This is a genomic window from Tunturiibacter gelidiferens, from assembly GCF_013410115.1.
GTDB classification, from domain to species: domain Bacteria; phylum Acidobacteriota; class Terriglobia; order Terriglobales; family Acidobacteriaceae; genus Edaphobacter; species Edaphobacter gelidiferens.
Window position 1 is genome coordinate 501,653 of record NZ_JACCCV010000002.1, and the last position, 15,823, is coordinate 517,475.

At 56.1% G+C, this 15,823-nt stretch carries 8 protein-coding genes and 1 tRNA gene; 6 read left to right on the forward strand and 3 right to left on the reverse strand.

The window, feature by feature from the left end; translation table 11 throughout:
• Nucleotides 1–117: 117 nt before the first annotated feature.
• Nucleotides 118–193 (forward strand) — tRNA-Lys (locus HDF12_RS14200).
• Nucleotides 194–396: 203 nt separating this feature from the next.
• Here the strand turns inward: HDF12_RS14200 and HDF12_RS14205 are convergent.
• Both HDF12_RS14205 and HDF12_RS14210 read right to left on the reverse strand, forming a co-directional pair.
• Nucleotides 397–2,427: a beta-N-acetylhexosaminidase gene (locus HDF12_RS14205; RefSeq protein WP_179584399.1), complete on the reverse strand. Its 2,031-nt coding sequence runs from the start codon at nt 2,425–2,427 to the stop codon at nt 397–399.
• Nucleotides 2,428–2,695: 268 nt separating this feature from the next.
• Nucleotides 2,696–6,337, reverse strand: coding sequence for a TonB-dependent receptor (locus HDF12_RS14210; protein ID WP_257025669.1), 3,642 nt, complete (start codon nt 6,335–6,337; stop codon nt 2,696–2,698).
• Between the two features lie 216 nt (nt 6,338–6,553).
• Between HDF12_RS14210 and HDF12_RS14215 the strand changes: the two genes are divergently transcribed.
• The 5 genes from HDF12_RS14215 (at nt 6,554) to HDF12_RS14235 (ending at nt 14,492) form a co-directional block, all read left to right on the forward strand.
• On the forward strand, nt 6,554–7,795 hold the full coding sequence (locus HDF12_RS14215) for a tetratricopeptide repeat protein (RefSeq protein WP_179584403.1): 1,242 nt from the start codon (nt 6,554–6,556) through the stop codon (nt 7,793–7,795).
• Between the two features lie 203 nt (nt 7,796–7,998).
• Entirely contained in the window at nt 7,999–9,162 is a 1,164-nt protein-coding gene (locus tag HDF12_RS14220) for a LacI family DNA-binding transcriptional regulator (protein WP_179584405.1), read from the forward strand.
• A gap of 393 nt (nt 9,163–9,555) precedes the next feature.
• Nucleotides 9,556–12,090, forward strand: a complete 2,535-nt coding sequence (locus tag HDF12_RS14225; protein WP_179584407.1) for a glycoside hydrolase family 2 protein — start codon at nt 9,556–9,558, stop codon at nt 12,088–12,090.
• 41 nt (nt 12,091–12,131) lie between these two features.
• On the forward strand, nt 12,132–13,490 hold the full coding sequence (locus HDF12_RS14230; protein WP_179584409.1) for an APC family permease: 1,359 nt from the start codon (nt 12,132–12,134) through the stop codon (nt 13,488–13,490).
• 48 nt (nt 13,491–13,538) lie between these two features.
• Nucleotides 13,539–14,492, forward strand: a complete 954-nt coding sequence (locus HDF12_RS14235; protein WP_246373400.1) for a carbohydrate kinase family protein — start codon at nt 13,539–13,541, stop codon at nt 14,490–14,492.
• A 51-nt stretch (nt 14,493–14,543) separates the two neighbouring features.
• Here HDF12_RS14235 and glgA read toward each other — a convergent pair whose 3' ends face one another.
• Nucleotides 14,544–15,779, reverse strand: coding sequence for a glycogen synthase (gene glgA / locus HDF12_RS14240; RefSeq protein WP_218892465.1), 1,236 nt, complete (start codon nt 15,777–15,779; stop codon nt 14,544–14,546).
• Between the last annotated feature and the right edge of the window lie 44 nt (nt 15,780–15,823).

The window sequence follows — 15,823 nt, forward strand, 5'->3', positions numbered from 1 at the left end:
GCCCCTGTTTTACGCTGCAAGCTGTGTTATCTTTAACAAGTCGAGTAATTGAGTCCTGCCTGAAATACCCCATGCAACGACTCTTACCGATCTCCTCTCTGGGAGCAAAAACCAAAAGGACGCGTAGCTCAGTTGGTAGAGCATTCGACTCTTAATCGACTGGTCGTAGGTTCGATCCCTACCGCGTCCACCACTTCACCAGAGTGAAAATGAAAAATCCCGCGTCCAGGTCACTCGTAGACCGCCACCCCGAGAACTCCGCTATCTTATTCATCGGTTATGCTCAACCACACGTCGCGGGTATAGCAGCATCATGATCAAAGAGTTCGGCGGCGGCGACATTCGAAACGTCCTGCTGTTTGATAGCGCGGCCGAACAGCGGATTTGAGCTTTAGCTTAGCGAGTTGCAGCCACCAATACTTCCACTCCAGGAACAATCATATCGAGGAGGACTGCATGTGGCGCTTCCAGCGATTTTAACGAGGAGAGCTGCCCCTGCCGATCAGTTGGGCTAACCGTCTCGCGGTTCTCAAGAGAACCTAGAGCCGACAAGCCAATAGCTGCAGCCATACTCAGATTGTGCGAAACCGATACAAGTTCCGCGGTTAATGCAGACTGTGGCAAGTATCGCTGCAGCACAGCATCATTGTCACGCCAGAGGGTGAGCGACTGCCTCGCCTGTTGCCAGTCTGACGGCGTGGCCTTTCCAATGGCGATACGATTGGCCGCGTCACGGAACTCGCGAGCGCAATCGCTCTCTGGGGGCACAGCGTCAACCATTCGATTCAGCGGAGTAAAACTATCGTAGTTCCCCAACTCCTCGCGGGCGTATTCTTTCGGCGGTTCGACCGCACTAGCAAGCACCTTCAACGAGGATGAATCCACATCACCTATCATGCGCTGTAGCATTCGCTCGCTGACGGAGCGGTAAGTTTGGCCATAATATTCGAGATCTCTTGAGACAATCGCAAGCCGTCGATACATTGAGTCGATGCCGTTCGTTTCCTTCGGCGACCACAACCGTTCGGCGATGGCCGCGGTGCGGGGCCAGATGCGGCTCCCAATCGTCTCTGGAGTTACGTATTCTGTCCACATCGTCGCCTCACCGCCCATGATGTTGCTTTGCTGCTCCGAAGTCAGTTTGACGGTGGCGCTCTCGAGCGGATCAACTGCATAGTGTTGAGAAGCCGGCTCATTGAGGTCGATGTAATAACCCGCGGAGAGAATGCCACGATTGCCACGCAGTGCGGCCTGCGCAAGGGAATCCTGTCCACGCCATGACTGGATCACGACGTCCTTGGGAGTATCAGGCTGCAGGACTTCATCCCAGCCGACGGTAATCTTGCCGCGCTTCGTGACCAACTTTTGAACACGACCGGTGAAATATGCCTGTAGGGCCGCATTATCCTTGATCCCATGTTCGCGCATGTATTGTGTAATGCGCGAGTTTGCTTGCCATTCCTTGCCATTGCACTCGTCGCCGCCGATATGGAAATAGGCGTCCGGAAACAGTGCTGTCATTTCTCCGATGAAACGGTCAAGAAACTTGTAGGTGGCTTCGCGAGTTGGATCCATCGCCTGATCGAAGATGCCCCACTTACGCTCGATCCGATATGGGCCTTTGCCGCTCGCCAGATCCGGGTATCCGACGAACCACGAAGTGGCGTGGCCCGGCATATCGAACTCTGGGATGACGCGTATGCCACGGTCGCGCGCGTACTCGATGGTGTCGCGGATCTGGTCCTGTGTGTAGTAGAGGCCGTCGGATCCCTTTTGTTGTAATAGCGGAAAGACTTTGCTCTCTACGCGAAAGCCCTGGTCTTCGGATAGATGCCAGTGAAAGACATTGAGCTTCACAGCCTCCATTCCGTCCAGAGTCTGGCGAATCACATCGAGCGGCATGAAGTGGCGTCCTGCATCAATCATCAGCCCGCGCCAAGCAAAACGCGGCCTGTCCTCGATCGTCATCGAGGCGACGGCGAAACCCTGCGGCGACGTCTGCACCAGCTGAAGGAATGTCTGTAGCCCATGCAGAATGCCGAGCGGGTTCGGAGCGCTCAACAGCACCCTAGCTGGCGCAACCTCGAGGCGGTAGGACTCGTCCTCTCCGAGTTGTTCAACCTCCGCGCTCGGTTCTGCTGTCTTTATAACGAACTGAGGCTGATTCACCGCGGAAGCGGGCCAATGAAGGATTCCGGTCTCGCGTGTGAGATTGATGAGGAAGCGGTCGCGCGCCCGCTCCAGTCGCGGTTCGGTGTGGCCTTGGAAGACAATCTGAAATCCGCCATCGATCGGAAAGCTACCCGTACCCTCGACCATATGAGCTGGCAGCGGCATGATGGGCAGTGGTGTGTCCGCTTGCAGCGGCGAACCGCCAGCTAAAAATGCACAAGCAAGCACTACTGATGACATCCGTGCTGACAGCATTGGTATCTCCTCCCAGTTTTGTGATGCAGAGCTTGATGTCTGAGTAAGGGCACACCCCACTCCCCGGCAAAAACGTGCCAAAGTATTCATAATATATGACTTAGGTTTGGACTCAAATCTACCGCAACTAGAAATTCGGAGCGGCCTGGAACTGTTGGGCCTCGTTCTCTAACCCTCTTTTCCACCGTCAATTTGTCAAGCAGCCGGACAAATGCTGGCTGAACCGCACTGAGCGATTCAACCAGCTTGTTTCCTTCTCTCATTTTGTCTAGAAGACAAATTTTCCAGCGAATTGGAGGATGCGCGCGTTGTGCGCTGCCGTCGCCGTCAGGAAGGGGTCGGCCGAACAGCCTCCTAGAGTGGAGTAGCAGCTTGTGGACGAATTGATCGTCATCCACTGGGTATGGTTGAAGACGTTGAACGCCTCCGTGCGGAACTCGAAGTGCATCCCTTCGCGAATGGCGAAGTTCTTGAATAGACCCATATCGAAGTTCGTGCGAGCAGGAAGGTTGAGAACGTTGCGGCCGGCGTTGCCGTAAGTGAGCCCTTGAGGAGCGGCAAAGGCATCGCTGTTATAAAGCCGCGGTCCCGGCCCAGAGGGATACTTGGTCGCGACTTTGCCGTGTATATTCCCAACGATATCCGGATAGGATTGCACTTGACCGTTTGCAGTGTTGGCGAAGGCATTTCCTGTTCCGGCATTATCCGTGTAGGCCTGGTTGGTCACGCTGAATGGCGTGCCGGTTTGAAAGATGGTGAGGTCTGAGACCTGCCATCCTCCGAGGATCGAGTGCAGAAGTCCGGGTTGGGTGAAGAGGGGAATGTCATAGACCAGGCTGACTGCAAGGCTATGGCGTTCGTCGAAGTTTGAGCTCGCCCTGCTCTGGCTGAGGTTGTAGCTGTTGATGACTTCAGTCGCTCCATACGCGCCGTTCGAACCTTCGTCGATAGAGTGACCGTAGGTGTATGCCAGACTGCCGTTCAATCCACCAAAGTACCGGCTGACACCGATCTGGAGAGCGTTGTAGCTCGAACTCACGGAATTGGTTGAGTTATTGATTCCACTGAGGCCAACATAGGGCCGATAGGGAGCGGCGCCGTCGAAGAGGCCGCATGCGATGATCAGATGGTTCAGGACATTTCCGGTGACCGGCTGACCGTTCACTGTGCCCGCATAGGGGGTGGGACCGGAGAAGCTACCTGTGATACTTCCGCAATCTGCAGCTGAGATCGGCTGGCCTGGGCCGTAAGGGTTCTCAGCCGCGGACAGTGGCCTTAGCTGGTTCAGGTCAGACCAAGTGGGCAGATGCCTGCCAACGCTGCCGACGTAGGCTACCTGCAGTACCGTGTGGCTTGGCAACTCACCCTGGACGGCCAGATTATATTGCTGGACGTACGGCCAGACAGCGTGGGTTGGGATTGCGAAAACGCTCAGCGGGAACTGTACCCCGCCTACGCCCGCGCTGGTGTAACCGGGGAAGTTGTACTTATTCGGGGTCTGCACTATTGGGGCTGAGCCCTCCAGAGACTCGGAGTTGCTCTCGTTGCCATTTGTGTGTTCGAAGAAGATGCCATAGCCGCCGCGGACTGCGAGCTTTCCGTTGCCGAAGACGTCGTAAGCAAATCCAAGGCGCGGTGCAGGATTGAAGAGGTGCCCGCTCATACAGCCTGAATAGACACCATTTTTGCCACAGGAGACCACGCCGTTGAAGATGTTTCCGGTGCCCGGCACGATCGCTCCCACCTGCTGTTGCGAGGATTGTTGCGTCCCGTCTACGTCGATCGTCGGTGCGTTCGAAGCGCTCCATGCTGAAGGCTCGAAGTTACCGGACTGGTTGCTGATGTCGTGATAGGTACCGAAGAGACTCAACCGAAGGCCAAGATTGAGGGTCAACTTCGGAGTCAAGCGCCAGTTGTCCTGGAAGTAAGGCTCAACGATCTTGTACCGGTTGTAGTACTTCGGCTGAGCCGAGGTCTGGGAGAACTGAGCGATCTGGCCCGTCAGCAGGTCGGCGAAGGCATTCCCGGTGGTCACCGCCGTTGCAGAGGTGTTGAAGTAAAAGGTCCCCTGATTATTTCCTGTGGAGGGCTCGTTCTTCTGGCCAGCGATCAAGCTGACGCCGAAGATGAGGGTTTGGCGGTTGAGAGTTTTGGTGAGGTCGTCGCGGTAGCTATAGGTGGGGTTCGAGTTCTGCCACGGGAAGTAACCCGTATTGACGGTAAAGCCGCCGGCATATGCCGAGTTGCCAGTAAGGATGATCGAAGGAAGGACCCCGCCGTAGCCGTTATTGAAGAACCCATTGCCGGAGAAGCCGCTACGATCGATACCCTTGCTGATATTGGTGAGGGTGATGTGATCGGTGGTGTAGTCGGCCACAAACTCGTTGACCAGGGACGGAGAGGCAGCGTAGGTGAGGCTGGCCACCATATCGATGCCGGGGCCGGCGAAGCTGTTTTGGACGGTGGGAAAGGCGTTCGTCTGAAAGGTCGGAGAGGAACTCACCGTGGACCAGGAGTCGTAGATGAAACGATAGAAGCCGCGCAGTTTTTCGCTGAAGACCTGATCGATGCGGAAGAGCTCTTCTCGATTGGTGGTCAACTGCGCGGGAGATGCAACATAGTACGGAGATCCGTTGACGGACGTGTTTGCCGCGGGAATGAGTGCGAGCAACGCAGTCCCGTTGGGGTCGACGGGTACCTGGTTGTTCGGGTAGTACACGCCGGGGGATGGGCTGGTGGGTGGAGTGACTGGGCAATCAGGAAAATCCGCCGTATCTACGGGACTTCCTGCGGCTGGACAGAGGTCAGAGAAGTTTCCGGTGCGCTGCGCATCCGAAGGTACCGGCTGATTGAAGTTGGTGCCAGGCACATTCTCGTGGCGCCACTCCTGCGAGTAGAAGAAGAAGGTCTTCCTCACGCCTGGAGTGTAGAGGTGCGGTATATAGACCGGGCCGCCGATAGTAAAGCCATAGTCATGCTTTTTATAGGTTGGAACCGTCGTTGCAAAGTAGTTTCGCGCATTGAAGGCATCGTTGCGGAGAAACTCGAATAGCTCGCCATGGAGACGGTCGGTGCCCGACTTTGTCTGGGACTGCACAGTGCCGGATGCGTTGCGACCGTACTGAGCGCCGTAGTTTGAGGTGAGCACCTGCGTCTCCGCGATGGCGTCGACGTTGGGGTAGACGTTAAGGGTGCCGTTGCTGCCGTTGTCCATGACGCTCGCGCCGTCGATCTCCCAGTTGTTGTACTGCGGGCGACCGCCATTGATGGCGTATTCGACGCTGCCGGCAACGCCGGTCTGACCCTCGTCCTGGTTGGTCTGGCTGACGACACCAGGGGACAGGGTCACGAGCTGGGCGAAGTTACGGCCGTTCAACACGAGCTGCGTAATCTGCTTGCCCGTGATGGTGAAGGAGATCTCGGGCGACTCCGTCTGCACGACACCCAAGTCGGTACCGCTTACCTGGATCTCGGCAGTTACGGCTCCAACCGTGAGTTGCGCGTCCACCCGCTCCTTACGCGCAACGCGGACGATGATCCCGTTGGCGGAAAACTTCTCGAACCCCGGGGAGGTGACTTGCAGATTGTAAGTACCGGCCTCGAGACCGGGCAGAGAGTACTCGCCAGCCGCGTTGGTGGTGGCTTCGACGCTAGTATTTTGGGCCACATTGGTGAGTGTCACCTTGGCATTTTGGATGGCCCCGCCGCTCTTATCCTTAACCGAACCATCGATGGAACTTGATTGTTGCGCAACGATTGAGGCCGGGAAAAGCAGACATAGCGCAAAGAGCACAGAGCGAAAGACATTCGAGCGAGACGACTTCCGTAACTTCCCGACGGTGTCGAACGGAGAGTGAGGAAGAGCGGATAGCACGGTTGGATCAGAGGAAAGAGAACATCGGGACCACATGGCTTAAATGCCTCCGTGAGCACTCAGGAAATGAAAAGAAGTGGCAGTTCTACAAAAAGATTCCCTTTGCGATGCGTTGGCAGAAGTGAATGTGCCTATATTAGAACGATTGAATACCTTGTCAAGAGAAAATTTTTTTGTTTATTTATTTCGACCTGGATCTGTATGTGCTCATGGCAGCTTTTCAGTACACTGCCCCCAGAAGGCTGAACCCACTTGAATCGCTGCAAAGGATTTCGATCTTTGTTCTTACTCTGCTTGCTGTATGCAGCACAGGCCCGTGCTCGTGGCAAAGAGCAAGCCACTATCTCAGCAACGCCAGGCGCTGTACCTGCTTCCGCACAAAACTCCGCCAGCACTTCTGCAGATCCTGCATTGCTCTTCCGCCAAGGCATGCAGGCCATGCAAAGCGGGCAACTTGGTGACGCTGAAGAGGACTTTCGACGAGTGATTGCTCTGGACCCTAAGTCGAGTGCGGCCCACGTCAATCTAGGCGTCGCCTATATGCGGGAGCGCCGGTGGGACGATGCTTTGGTCGAACTGCATCAAGCGGAATCGCTCTCTCCCAATGCGCCCGGCATTCCCCTGAACATTGGCCTTGCTCACTACCGCAAGAACGACTTTGATGGGGCCATCGAACCGTTCTCTGAAGCCTTGCAGCGTGCGCCCGATTCGCTTCAAGCACGGTATTTGCTGGGGCTCTGCTATTTTTTTACGAATAAGTACAAGGAAGCCAGCGATACCCTCAAGCCGCTGTGGGAGCAAGAGTCCACGAATCTGAACTATCTCTATGTCCTGAGCATAGCGGCCAGTAAATCGTCCAACCCTCTGCTACAAAAGAAGGCCTTCGATCAGATGCTGGCGATTGGCCAGAACACTCCGGAGTTCCATTTATATGTTGGGAAGGCATGGCTGGCCGAAGACAATACCGAAAAAGCCTTAGAAGAGTTCCGCGCCGCCGTAGCCGCGCGCCCCGATCTTCCTCTGGTGCACTACTTTCTGGGACGCACCTACCTGGAGCAGCATGCTTATCCTCAGGCCGAGATGGAGTTACAAAAAGACGCAGCACTGGAACCCGACTTTGCCTATAACTACGAGGATCTCGGTATTTTATACGCCCAACTCAATCAGCCCGAGAAAGCTGAACACAGTTTCCGCCAAGCTATCGAACGTAACAGCGCACTCGTAAACTCTTACTTCGGTCTCGCTAAGTTATACCGGGATGCCGCCCGCTACCCGGAGGCATTGGAGATGTTGGACCATGCCGAAGCCCTGGCGCCGCAGAGCGCCAGCGTACATTACGCCAGGGGCAAAGTTTTGACCCGCCTAGGCCAGTCCGCGAAAGCTCATCAAGAATTCGATACGGCTGCGCAGTTGCTGAAGTCGTTCAACGATCGCCTGCAACAAGACCCTTCGGGTGACCGGTCCGCCGACGCGCAGGATGCCGCTCAGCAATAGCTGCTGCAGAATATGCATCACGGCGGGATTTCATTCCCGAAGAACCTTGCTATAGTGCCACGAATTCGACTTCGCCGATCAACAAGGAGCGAAAGGATGCGCCGATTCTTCCATCCGCAGCTTCTACGGAGCGCGCTCCAACAACTTCCTTTACACTCGGCAACAGCTACCGCAGATTTTATAATCGTAAGGGGTCGCGTCGTTTGCTAACTCAAAACCACTACACGAAGCGCATAACGCTCGCCGACGTTGCGCGCGTCAGCGGCTTCTCTATCTCCAGCGTCTCCCTCGTGCTCAACGAAGCGCCACTCTCCCGTTATGTTGCTGCTAGCACCAAAGAGCATATCCGCGCTGTCGCCAGCAAACTTGGCTACCGTCCAGACGCGGCGGCCCGCTCATTGCGCAGCCGCCGAAGCCACACTATCGGCATCATGGTTTCCGACATCTCCGATCCGTTCTGCACGCTCATCCTGCAGGGCATCGAGAAGGCACTCCATCCGACGACCTACCTGCCAATCATCATGATCGCTCACAACCAGCGCAAGCAGTTTGGACGCCATCTTGAGATGATGATGGAGCGTCGGGTCGAGGGGCTGATCCTTGTCGCAAACTGGCTTTTCGGTGAATTCGACCAGCTCGCCGACTTTCGGAAGAGTCAAATCCCCATGGTCGGCGTGGGCCGGGACCTCACAGCAAGCCGCGTTCGCTCTTTACAAGTAGACAACGAGGCTGGTGGATACGCCGCTGCGCGGCATCTTTACGATCTTGGCCATCGCAAGATCGCCGTTCTCCGTGGTCCTTCCGAACTGGCCGACAGTGATCGCCGCTGGAACGGAATACAGCGCTTCGCGTCTGAAGTCGGGCTACCGCTCGCTTCTAAGCGCGTCGGACAACTCCCGGCAGCCGACGATCCAACCTCCGGCTTCGAGGGAGGTTATCGTCTCATCTCGGCGATGATTGAACAGGGAGTTGAATTTACCGCCGTGATCGCCTTCGACGATCTCACGGGTCTGGGCGCAATTCGGGCGCTGCGCCAGACGGGACGGTACGTACCCGAGGACTGTTCCGTCATCGGCTTCGATGATGTTCCCCATGCCGCCGTGAATACACCCGGCCTCACCACTATTCGCCAACCGATGGAGGAAATGGGAAGCCTCGCGGCCAAGTGGGTGCTCGACTCGCTCGCTGACACAAAACCGTCCCATACCGCGACGGAGACTTCTTCCCTCTCCGGCACTCTACACTTGTTGCCTCCAGAGTTGGTCATCCGCCAATCGACGACGAGACGGCTTATCGATATACGGACTGCGCCAGTAACACGGTTGGGTGTTGCGGCTCAGGGGCGGTCGCGACGAAAAAAAGAATAGCGCAGGTTTGTGTTCGATCGAGATATTTTTATCTCATTGCAATTTTTATTCAAACGTTCTAATATTCGTTCGTCGTCCCCATCTATGGCCAAAGTGCGACTTCGCCAGTCGTCCGTTTGCATTCGATATCTTGCCTGGATCTCGTCCAGAGTTGAGTCGCGGAAGCAAACGTAAGAAAGATTTCTGGAGGTACTGAAGAGCATGACTCTGCGACCGCGCACAATTAAGTGCCTTATAAATCCGAGCTGTCTATTGATCATGGGGGCCTGGCTTGCTGCATCCCATGGGCAAGCACGCGCCGCGGCTAGCAGTCCGCTCTCTGAGGTACCGCTCAAATCGGGTTGGGCGGTTCAGTCAGATTGCAAGGTCCACGGCGTAGGCGCAGAACTCTCCATGCCAAATGCGCGAACCGAGGCTTGGTATTCCGCAAGCGTTCCCGCAACTGTGCTCGCGGTGCAGGTTGCGGCAGGCGAATTCAAAGATCCCTTCGTAGGTACAAATCTGCGTTCGATCCCGGGGACATCTTACCCTCTGGGAGAAAACTTCTCGAATCTTGACATGCCAGCGGACAGCCCCTATCGCTGTGGTTGGTGGTATCGCAAGACGTTTCACGTTGCTGCCAGCGAACGAGGAAAGACGATCTGGCTGCGCTTCGGCGGCATCAACTACCGCGCCGACATTTGGCTGAACGGCCGGAAGATCGCCGACTCCGATCAGGTGCAGGGTGCCTATCGAACATATGAGTTCGACGTCACCAAAGCTATTAAGCCAAGTGAAGAAAATGTGCTGGCCGTGGAGACATTTGCTCCCACTCCAACCGATCTGGGCATCAACTGGGTCGACTGGAATCCTTGCCCGCCCGATAAAGACATGGGTCTCTGGGGGCCCGTTTCTCTGATGACAAGTGGATCGGTAGCAGTCCGTTCGCCAATGGCGACAACCCACTTCACGGATGCCTCCTTGCAGACGGCGGAGCTTACAATCCGCGCCGAAGTTAGCAACGCGACAGACCATCCGGTCGAAGGTCGTCTCGAAGGCACGGCCGCCGGCATACCCATCTCGCAGCTCGTGCGCTTGGCTGCGGGCGAAGAGAAGACAATCTCGTTTGCGCCAAGCGACTTTCCACAACTCCGGATCGAACACCCGCGGGTATGGTGGCCGGCGGACCAGGGTGCGCATCCGCTCCAGACCCTTACTCTTCGCTTCCTTCTGGATGGCATGGTTTCGGATGAGCAGTCCCGCCGCTTCGGTATACGCGAGGTTAACTCCGAGTTGACCGCAAAGGGATACCGCTTGTTTCGCGTCAACCAGCGACCCATTCTCATTCGTGGTGCAGGCTGGTCGCAGGATATGCTGCTTCGTCAACAGCCCGAGCGCCTTGCCGAGGAGTTTCGCATGGTGCACGACATGCACCTGAATACGATCCGCCTGGAAGGCAAGATGGAGACCGACGAGTTCTTTCGCCTGGCCGATGAGCAAGGGGTTCTGGTGATCGCGGGCTGGTGCTGCTGCGATCATTGGGAGCACTGGGACAAGTGGACGCCCGATACATTGAACGTCGCCACGGCTTCGCTGCAATCTCAAATCCTGCGCATCCGCAGCCATCCCAGCTTGATTGCGTGGTTGAACGGAAGCGACAATCCGCCGCCCGCGAACGTCGAGACGGCCTACCTGAAAGTTCTCGAGCAGATGCATTGGCCAAATGCCATCGTGTCTTCGGCCAGCGCAACACCAACCAGCGTGAGCGGTCAGAGTGGCGTCAAGATGACTGGCCCGTATGATTTTGTTGCCCCTTCTTATTGGCTCGTCGATACCAAGTATGGCGGGGCCTATGGATTCAACACCGAGACCAGCCCAGGTCCAGCAATTCCCTCACCGGAGAGTCTGAAAAAGATGTTGCCGCCTGATCATCATTGGCCGCAGGACGCAGTATGGGGCTATCACGCGGGCGGCGAAGGCTTCCAGGATATTCACGTCTTCAACGACGCCATGTCAGCAACCTACGGCGAAGCAAAGACCGCGGCGCGCTATAACCAGGTTGCCCAGTCTATGGCCTTCGATGGCGAGCGGGCCATGTTTGAGGCCTATGGCCGCAACAAGTACAACTCAACCGGGGTTATTCAATGGATGCTCAACAACGCGTGGCCTTCGAGCATCTGGCACCTCTACGACTACTACCTCGATGCAGCAGGCGGATACTACGGGACAAAGAAAGCGTGCGAGTTGCTGCATGTGCAGTACTCCTATGACGATCACAGTGTCTATGTCGTCAACAGCCTTTATAAGGCTACGCCCGGTCTAACTGCAGTTGCTCATGTGTATGACATCAACCTGAAGGAGTTGTTCAGCAAATCCACCGCTCTGGATGTCGGCCCCGATAGCTCGATCAAAGCATTCGACATCCCGCAAGCGGTGTTCCAAGCTCCATCCACCGTGTACTTTGTTCAGCTCGAGTTGAAGAATGCGAAGGATACGGTTGAGAGCAGAAACTTCTACTGGGTGCCGGCTAAGCTGACGGAGTTCGACTGGGCAAAGACTACTTACACGCACACACCGACGAAGACATCTGAAGACATGACAGCTCTACAGAGCCTGGCACCTTCACGCGTCACAGCGACAGCGCGAAGCTCCGGGACGATGGTTCATCTGCACGTCTCGAATCCGTCGAAGGCCCTGGCCTTTCAAGTCGCAGCTGAGCTTGATGATGCTCAAGGGGGGAAGCTGACACGAATTACCTGGAGCGATAACTACATTGAACTGATGCCGGGCGAAGAGCGTGACTTGACTGCACAGCTGCCTTCCGACCTCCTCTCCGGCGTCGATTTGAAGGGGAAGTCTGGGTTGAAGGTGAAGATAGAAGGGTGGAATGTGGAGCCGGTGACCATCAACTCTCAGGTTACTCCCGAGAAGCCCGAGTCGCCTTTGTAACCACAGTGTGGACGCATGATCAATAAAGGGAAAAAAGAGGCATGATACCAACTGAGCTGCAACATGAGGGACAGACGGTCACGCTGAAGCGAAGTCTGCGCTATCGCGACCTCATCCTCTACGGCATCATCCTGATTCAACCGACTGCGCCGATGCCAGTCTTCGGTGTCATCTATCAGGAGTCGCGCGGTCACGTAGTGATGGCAATCCTGTTCGCGCTGGTCGCCATGCTGTTCACCGCGTACAGCTACGGCCGCATGGCGCGCGCCTATCCCAAGGGCGGTTCTGCGTTCACCTACGTGGGCGAAGAGTTGCATCCGGCTCTCGGCTACATGACCGGCTGGTGCATGGCCATGGACTACATTCTTAACCCATTGATCTGCACTATCTGGAGCAGTAAAGCCGCAATCAACTTTATTCCAGAAGTTCCTTACATCCTCTGGGTACTTTTCTTCGCCGGACTCTTCACCATCCTCAACCTGCGAGGCGTCGAAACCTCGGCGCGCATTAACTCTGCTGTCGCAGCAGGGTTAGGCATCGTGATCATTCTTTTTGTAGTCGCGGCCGTGCGATACATCTTCCATCTCCATACATCGTCATTCGCGTTCTATACGAACCCTGTCTACGATAGAAGTACCTTCTCGGCCCACTCTGTCTTTCGTGGCACCTCGATCGCGGTGCTCACCTACATTGGCTTCGACGGGATCTCTACACTGAGCGATGAGGCGCACGATCCATCCCGTACTATTCCGCGTGCAATCATTCTCACCTGCCTCATCACCGGTGTTCTCGCTTCCATCGAGGTCTATCTGGCGCAGCTGGTGTGGCCACGCGGTGTCGCCTTCCCTGATCTCGACACCGCCTATGTAGCGATCGCGCGGCGCGCCGGAGGTCCCTTTCTATTCGCGTTGATGAATGGTGCGCTACTGATCGCTACCATCGGTTCCGGCATGGCGTCACAATTAGGAGCGGCACGGCTCTTGTTCGCCATGGGTCAAGACGGAGCTTTGCCGCGCAGGTTCTTCGGTACGCTCAATCCGATTCGTCGCATCCCACAGAACAACGTCCTGCTGATCGGCGCGATCGTCCTGGCAGGCTCACTCGCCATGAGCTACCAACTTGGAACCGAACTGCTGAACTATGGCGCTCTCCTGGCCTTCATGGGTGTCAACGTCGCATCCGCGGTACTAGCCTATCGCGCTCATCGTACCGCTGGTACGAACCCATTGTTCCCCATTGTGCTTTCTCTCTCCGGCTTCGTAGTTTGCTTCTTTTTGTGGCTCAATCTCGGCGCAACAGCACGATGGGCGGGTACCGTCTGGGCTACGCTGGGTATCGCTTTATGGCTACTTCGGAGACAGCAGATGAAGGGAAGGACACAGCTCCGCACGCGCTCATGAGAGATCGGATCTCAAAATCGGTAGGACGAAAATAGCCTAGGAGGTAAGTTGGCACAGTTCGATATAACCTTGGCCGGCGAGATCACCATAGATTTGCTCATGTACGGTTTACCGGAAGAGCTTCCCGTCGAGCGAGAATTTCTAGCCACCAGCATGGCTCTGACGCTCGGCGGTTCCTCCGCTATCACCGCGCACAACCTCGCCGTTCTAGGCAGCCGCATCGGCTTCATTCCGCAGCTGGGTGCCGATCCGTTCACGGATCTTTGTCTGCAACCTCTTCTTCGTGCAGGAGTAGACCTCTCTCATGCCGTCGCTCCGAAACCAGAAATAGGCACCGGTTTGACCGTCCTGCTACAACATGAACGCAGTCGCCGCGCCCTTACTTACTCGGGCACAATCTCCGACCTCCGCTACGAGGATCTCGACCTCGCCTATCTTGCCTCCGGCAGACACTTTCATCTGTCGTCGTTCTTCCTCCAACGCGGACTACGCAACGATGTGCCAAAACTTTTGGCCACAATGCGCCGGGCTGGCCTGACTACCTCGCTCGATACCAATGACGATCCCGCGAATTTGTGGGAGGGTCCAATCGCAGAGACCCTCACCCATCTCGATATCCTTATGCCCAACGAACGAGAAGCCTGCCGACTGGCGAATGAGGCCAATCTAGACGACGCGATTAACAAGCTCTCCGAGATGATTCCCATGCTGGTCATCAAACGCGGAGCCGCGGGTGCTTTAGTCATGCATGGAGGACTACGCTACGAAGCCCCTGGCCATCACACCGAGGTTATCGATGTCATAGGCGCCGGCGACAGCTTTAACGCCGGGTTTCTACACGCATTCGTTCACGGCGCCGGTCTGAGGGACTGCCTTGCGTTGGGCAATGCGTGCGGGGCCTATTCCACCACAGCAAGCGGAGGGACCCAGGCGTTTTCAATGCCACAACGGATGCAGGAATTTTTTGAGAGCCTTGGCGTTGTCGGGCAGATCGTTTCCTAACACCAAACGTACGTCGCCGGCCGTCTCAACGTATCTGATTTCAGGATGCCTTTATCTATCGTGACGACTCGCCATGCTGCGGTCTCGGAGGAGGGTCCGGTAGAGGTCGATCGTCTGCTTCGCAATCGCAGACCACGCAAAGGTCTCCTCCACACGTTTACGGCCCGCCTCGCCGAACCGTTTGGCCTTCTCAGGATCAGCGAGCAGAACGGAGATCTTCTCCGCAATATCCCGCGAGAACTTCTCAGGATTCGAAGGAAACGTCGTCACAGGATCCAGCTCGAACGGAACCAGATAGCCCGTCACGTTGTCCACCACAACCTCCAAAATTCCACCCGTCGCGCTCGCCACTACAGGGGCGTGGCAAGCCATCGCTTCGAGATTGATAATGCCGAATGGCTCGTAGACAGAAGGGCAACAAAAGACAGCCGCGTTGCTGTAGAGCTGAATCGCCTCCGGCTTTGTCACCATCTTCTCGATCCATACCACTCGCGAGTTTATCTTGCTGACCTGTTCAACCTTTTCGCGCATCTCGGCCGCAATCTCTGGCGTATCCGGCGCGCCTGCGCAGAGCACCACCTGTGTCCCTTTTGGAAGATGAGGGATTGCCTCCACAAGATGCGTGACGCCTTTCTGCCGCGTAATCCGGCCGACGAACAAAACATAAGGTATCGTCGGATCAACTCCGTACTTGATCAGCGCCGACGCATCCGGAGTCTTCTGATACTCCTTCAGATCGATCCCGTTGTAGATCACGTGAATGCGTTCCGGCTTGATCTCCGGATAAGCGCGGAGAATGTCTTCTTTGGTGCCGTGCGATACAGCGATCACTGCATCCGCATCCAGGATCGCGGTGCGTTCCATCCACGAACTCATCGCATATCCGCTACCAAGCTGCTCTGCCTTCCACGCACGGAGCGGCTCCAGACTGTGCGTTGTTAGTACAAACGGAACGTCAAAGAGTTTCTTTGCAAGAAAGCCCGCCATTGCCACGTACCAGGTATGCGTGTGCACAATGTCAATTGCCGCAAGCGACTTCATCTGGACAAGATTAAGACTCAGAGTCTCGAGCGCCGTCGTGTACTTCTCGTTAGTGCCCTTGGCGATCTCCGACCACGGCTCCGCACCGCGGACATGCAGATTTCCTTCGTCAAGAAACTGATTGCCCCAGCAGTGAACCTCGACTTCAATCGACTTGGCCAACTCCAGGCTGAGATATTCAACGTGAACTCCGGCGCCCCCATAGACATTGGGTGGGTACTCTCGTGTCATCAGACCAACTCGCAAGCAAAGCCTCCTCGTTCGATCTCAACCCATACGTCGAATCGAAC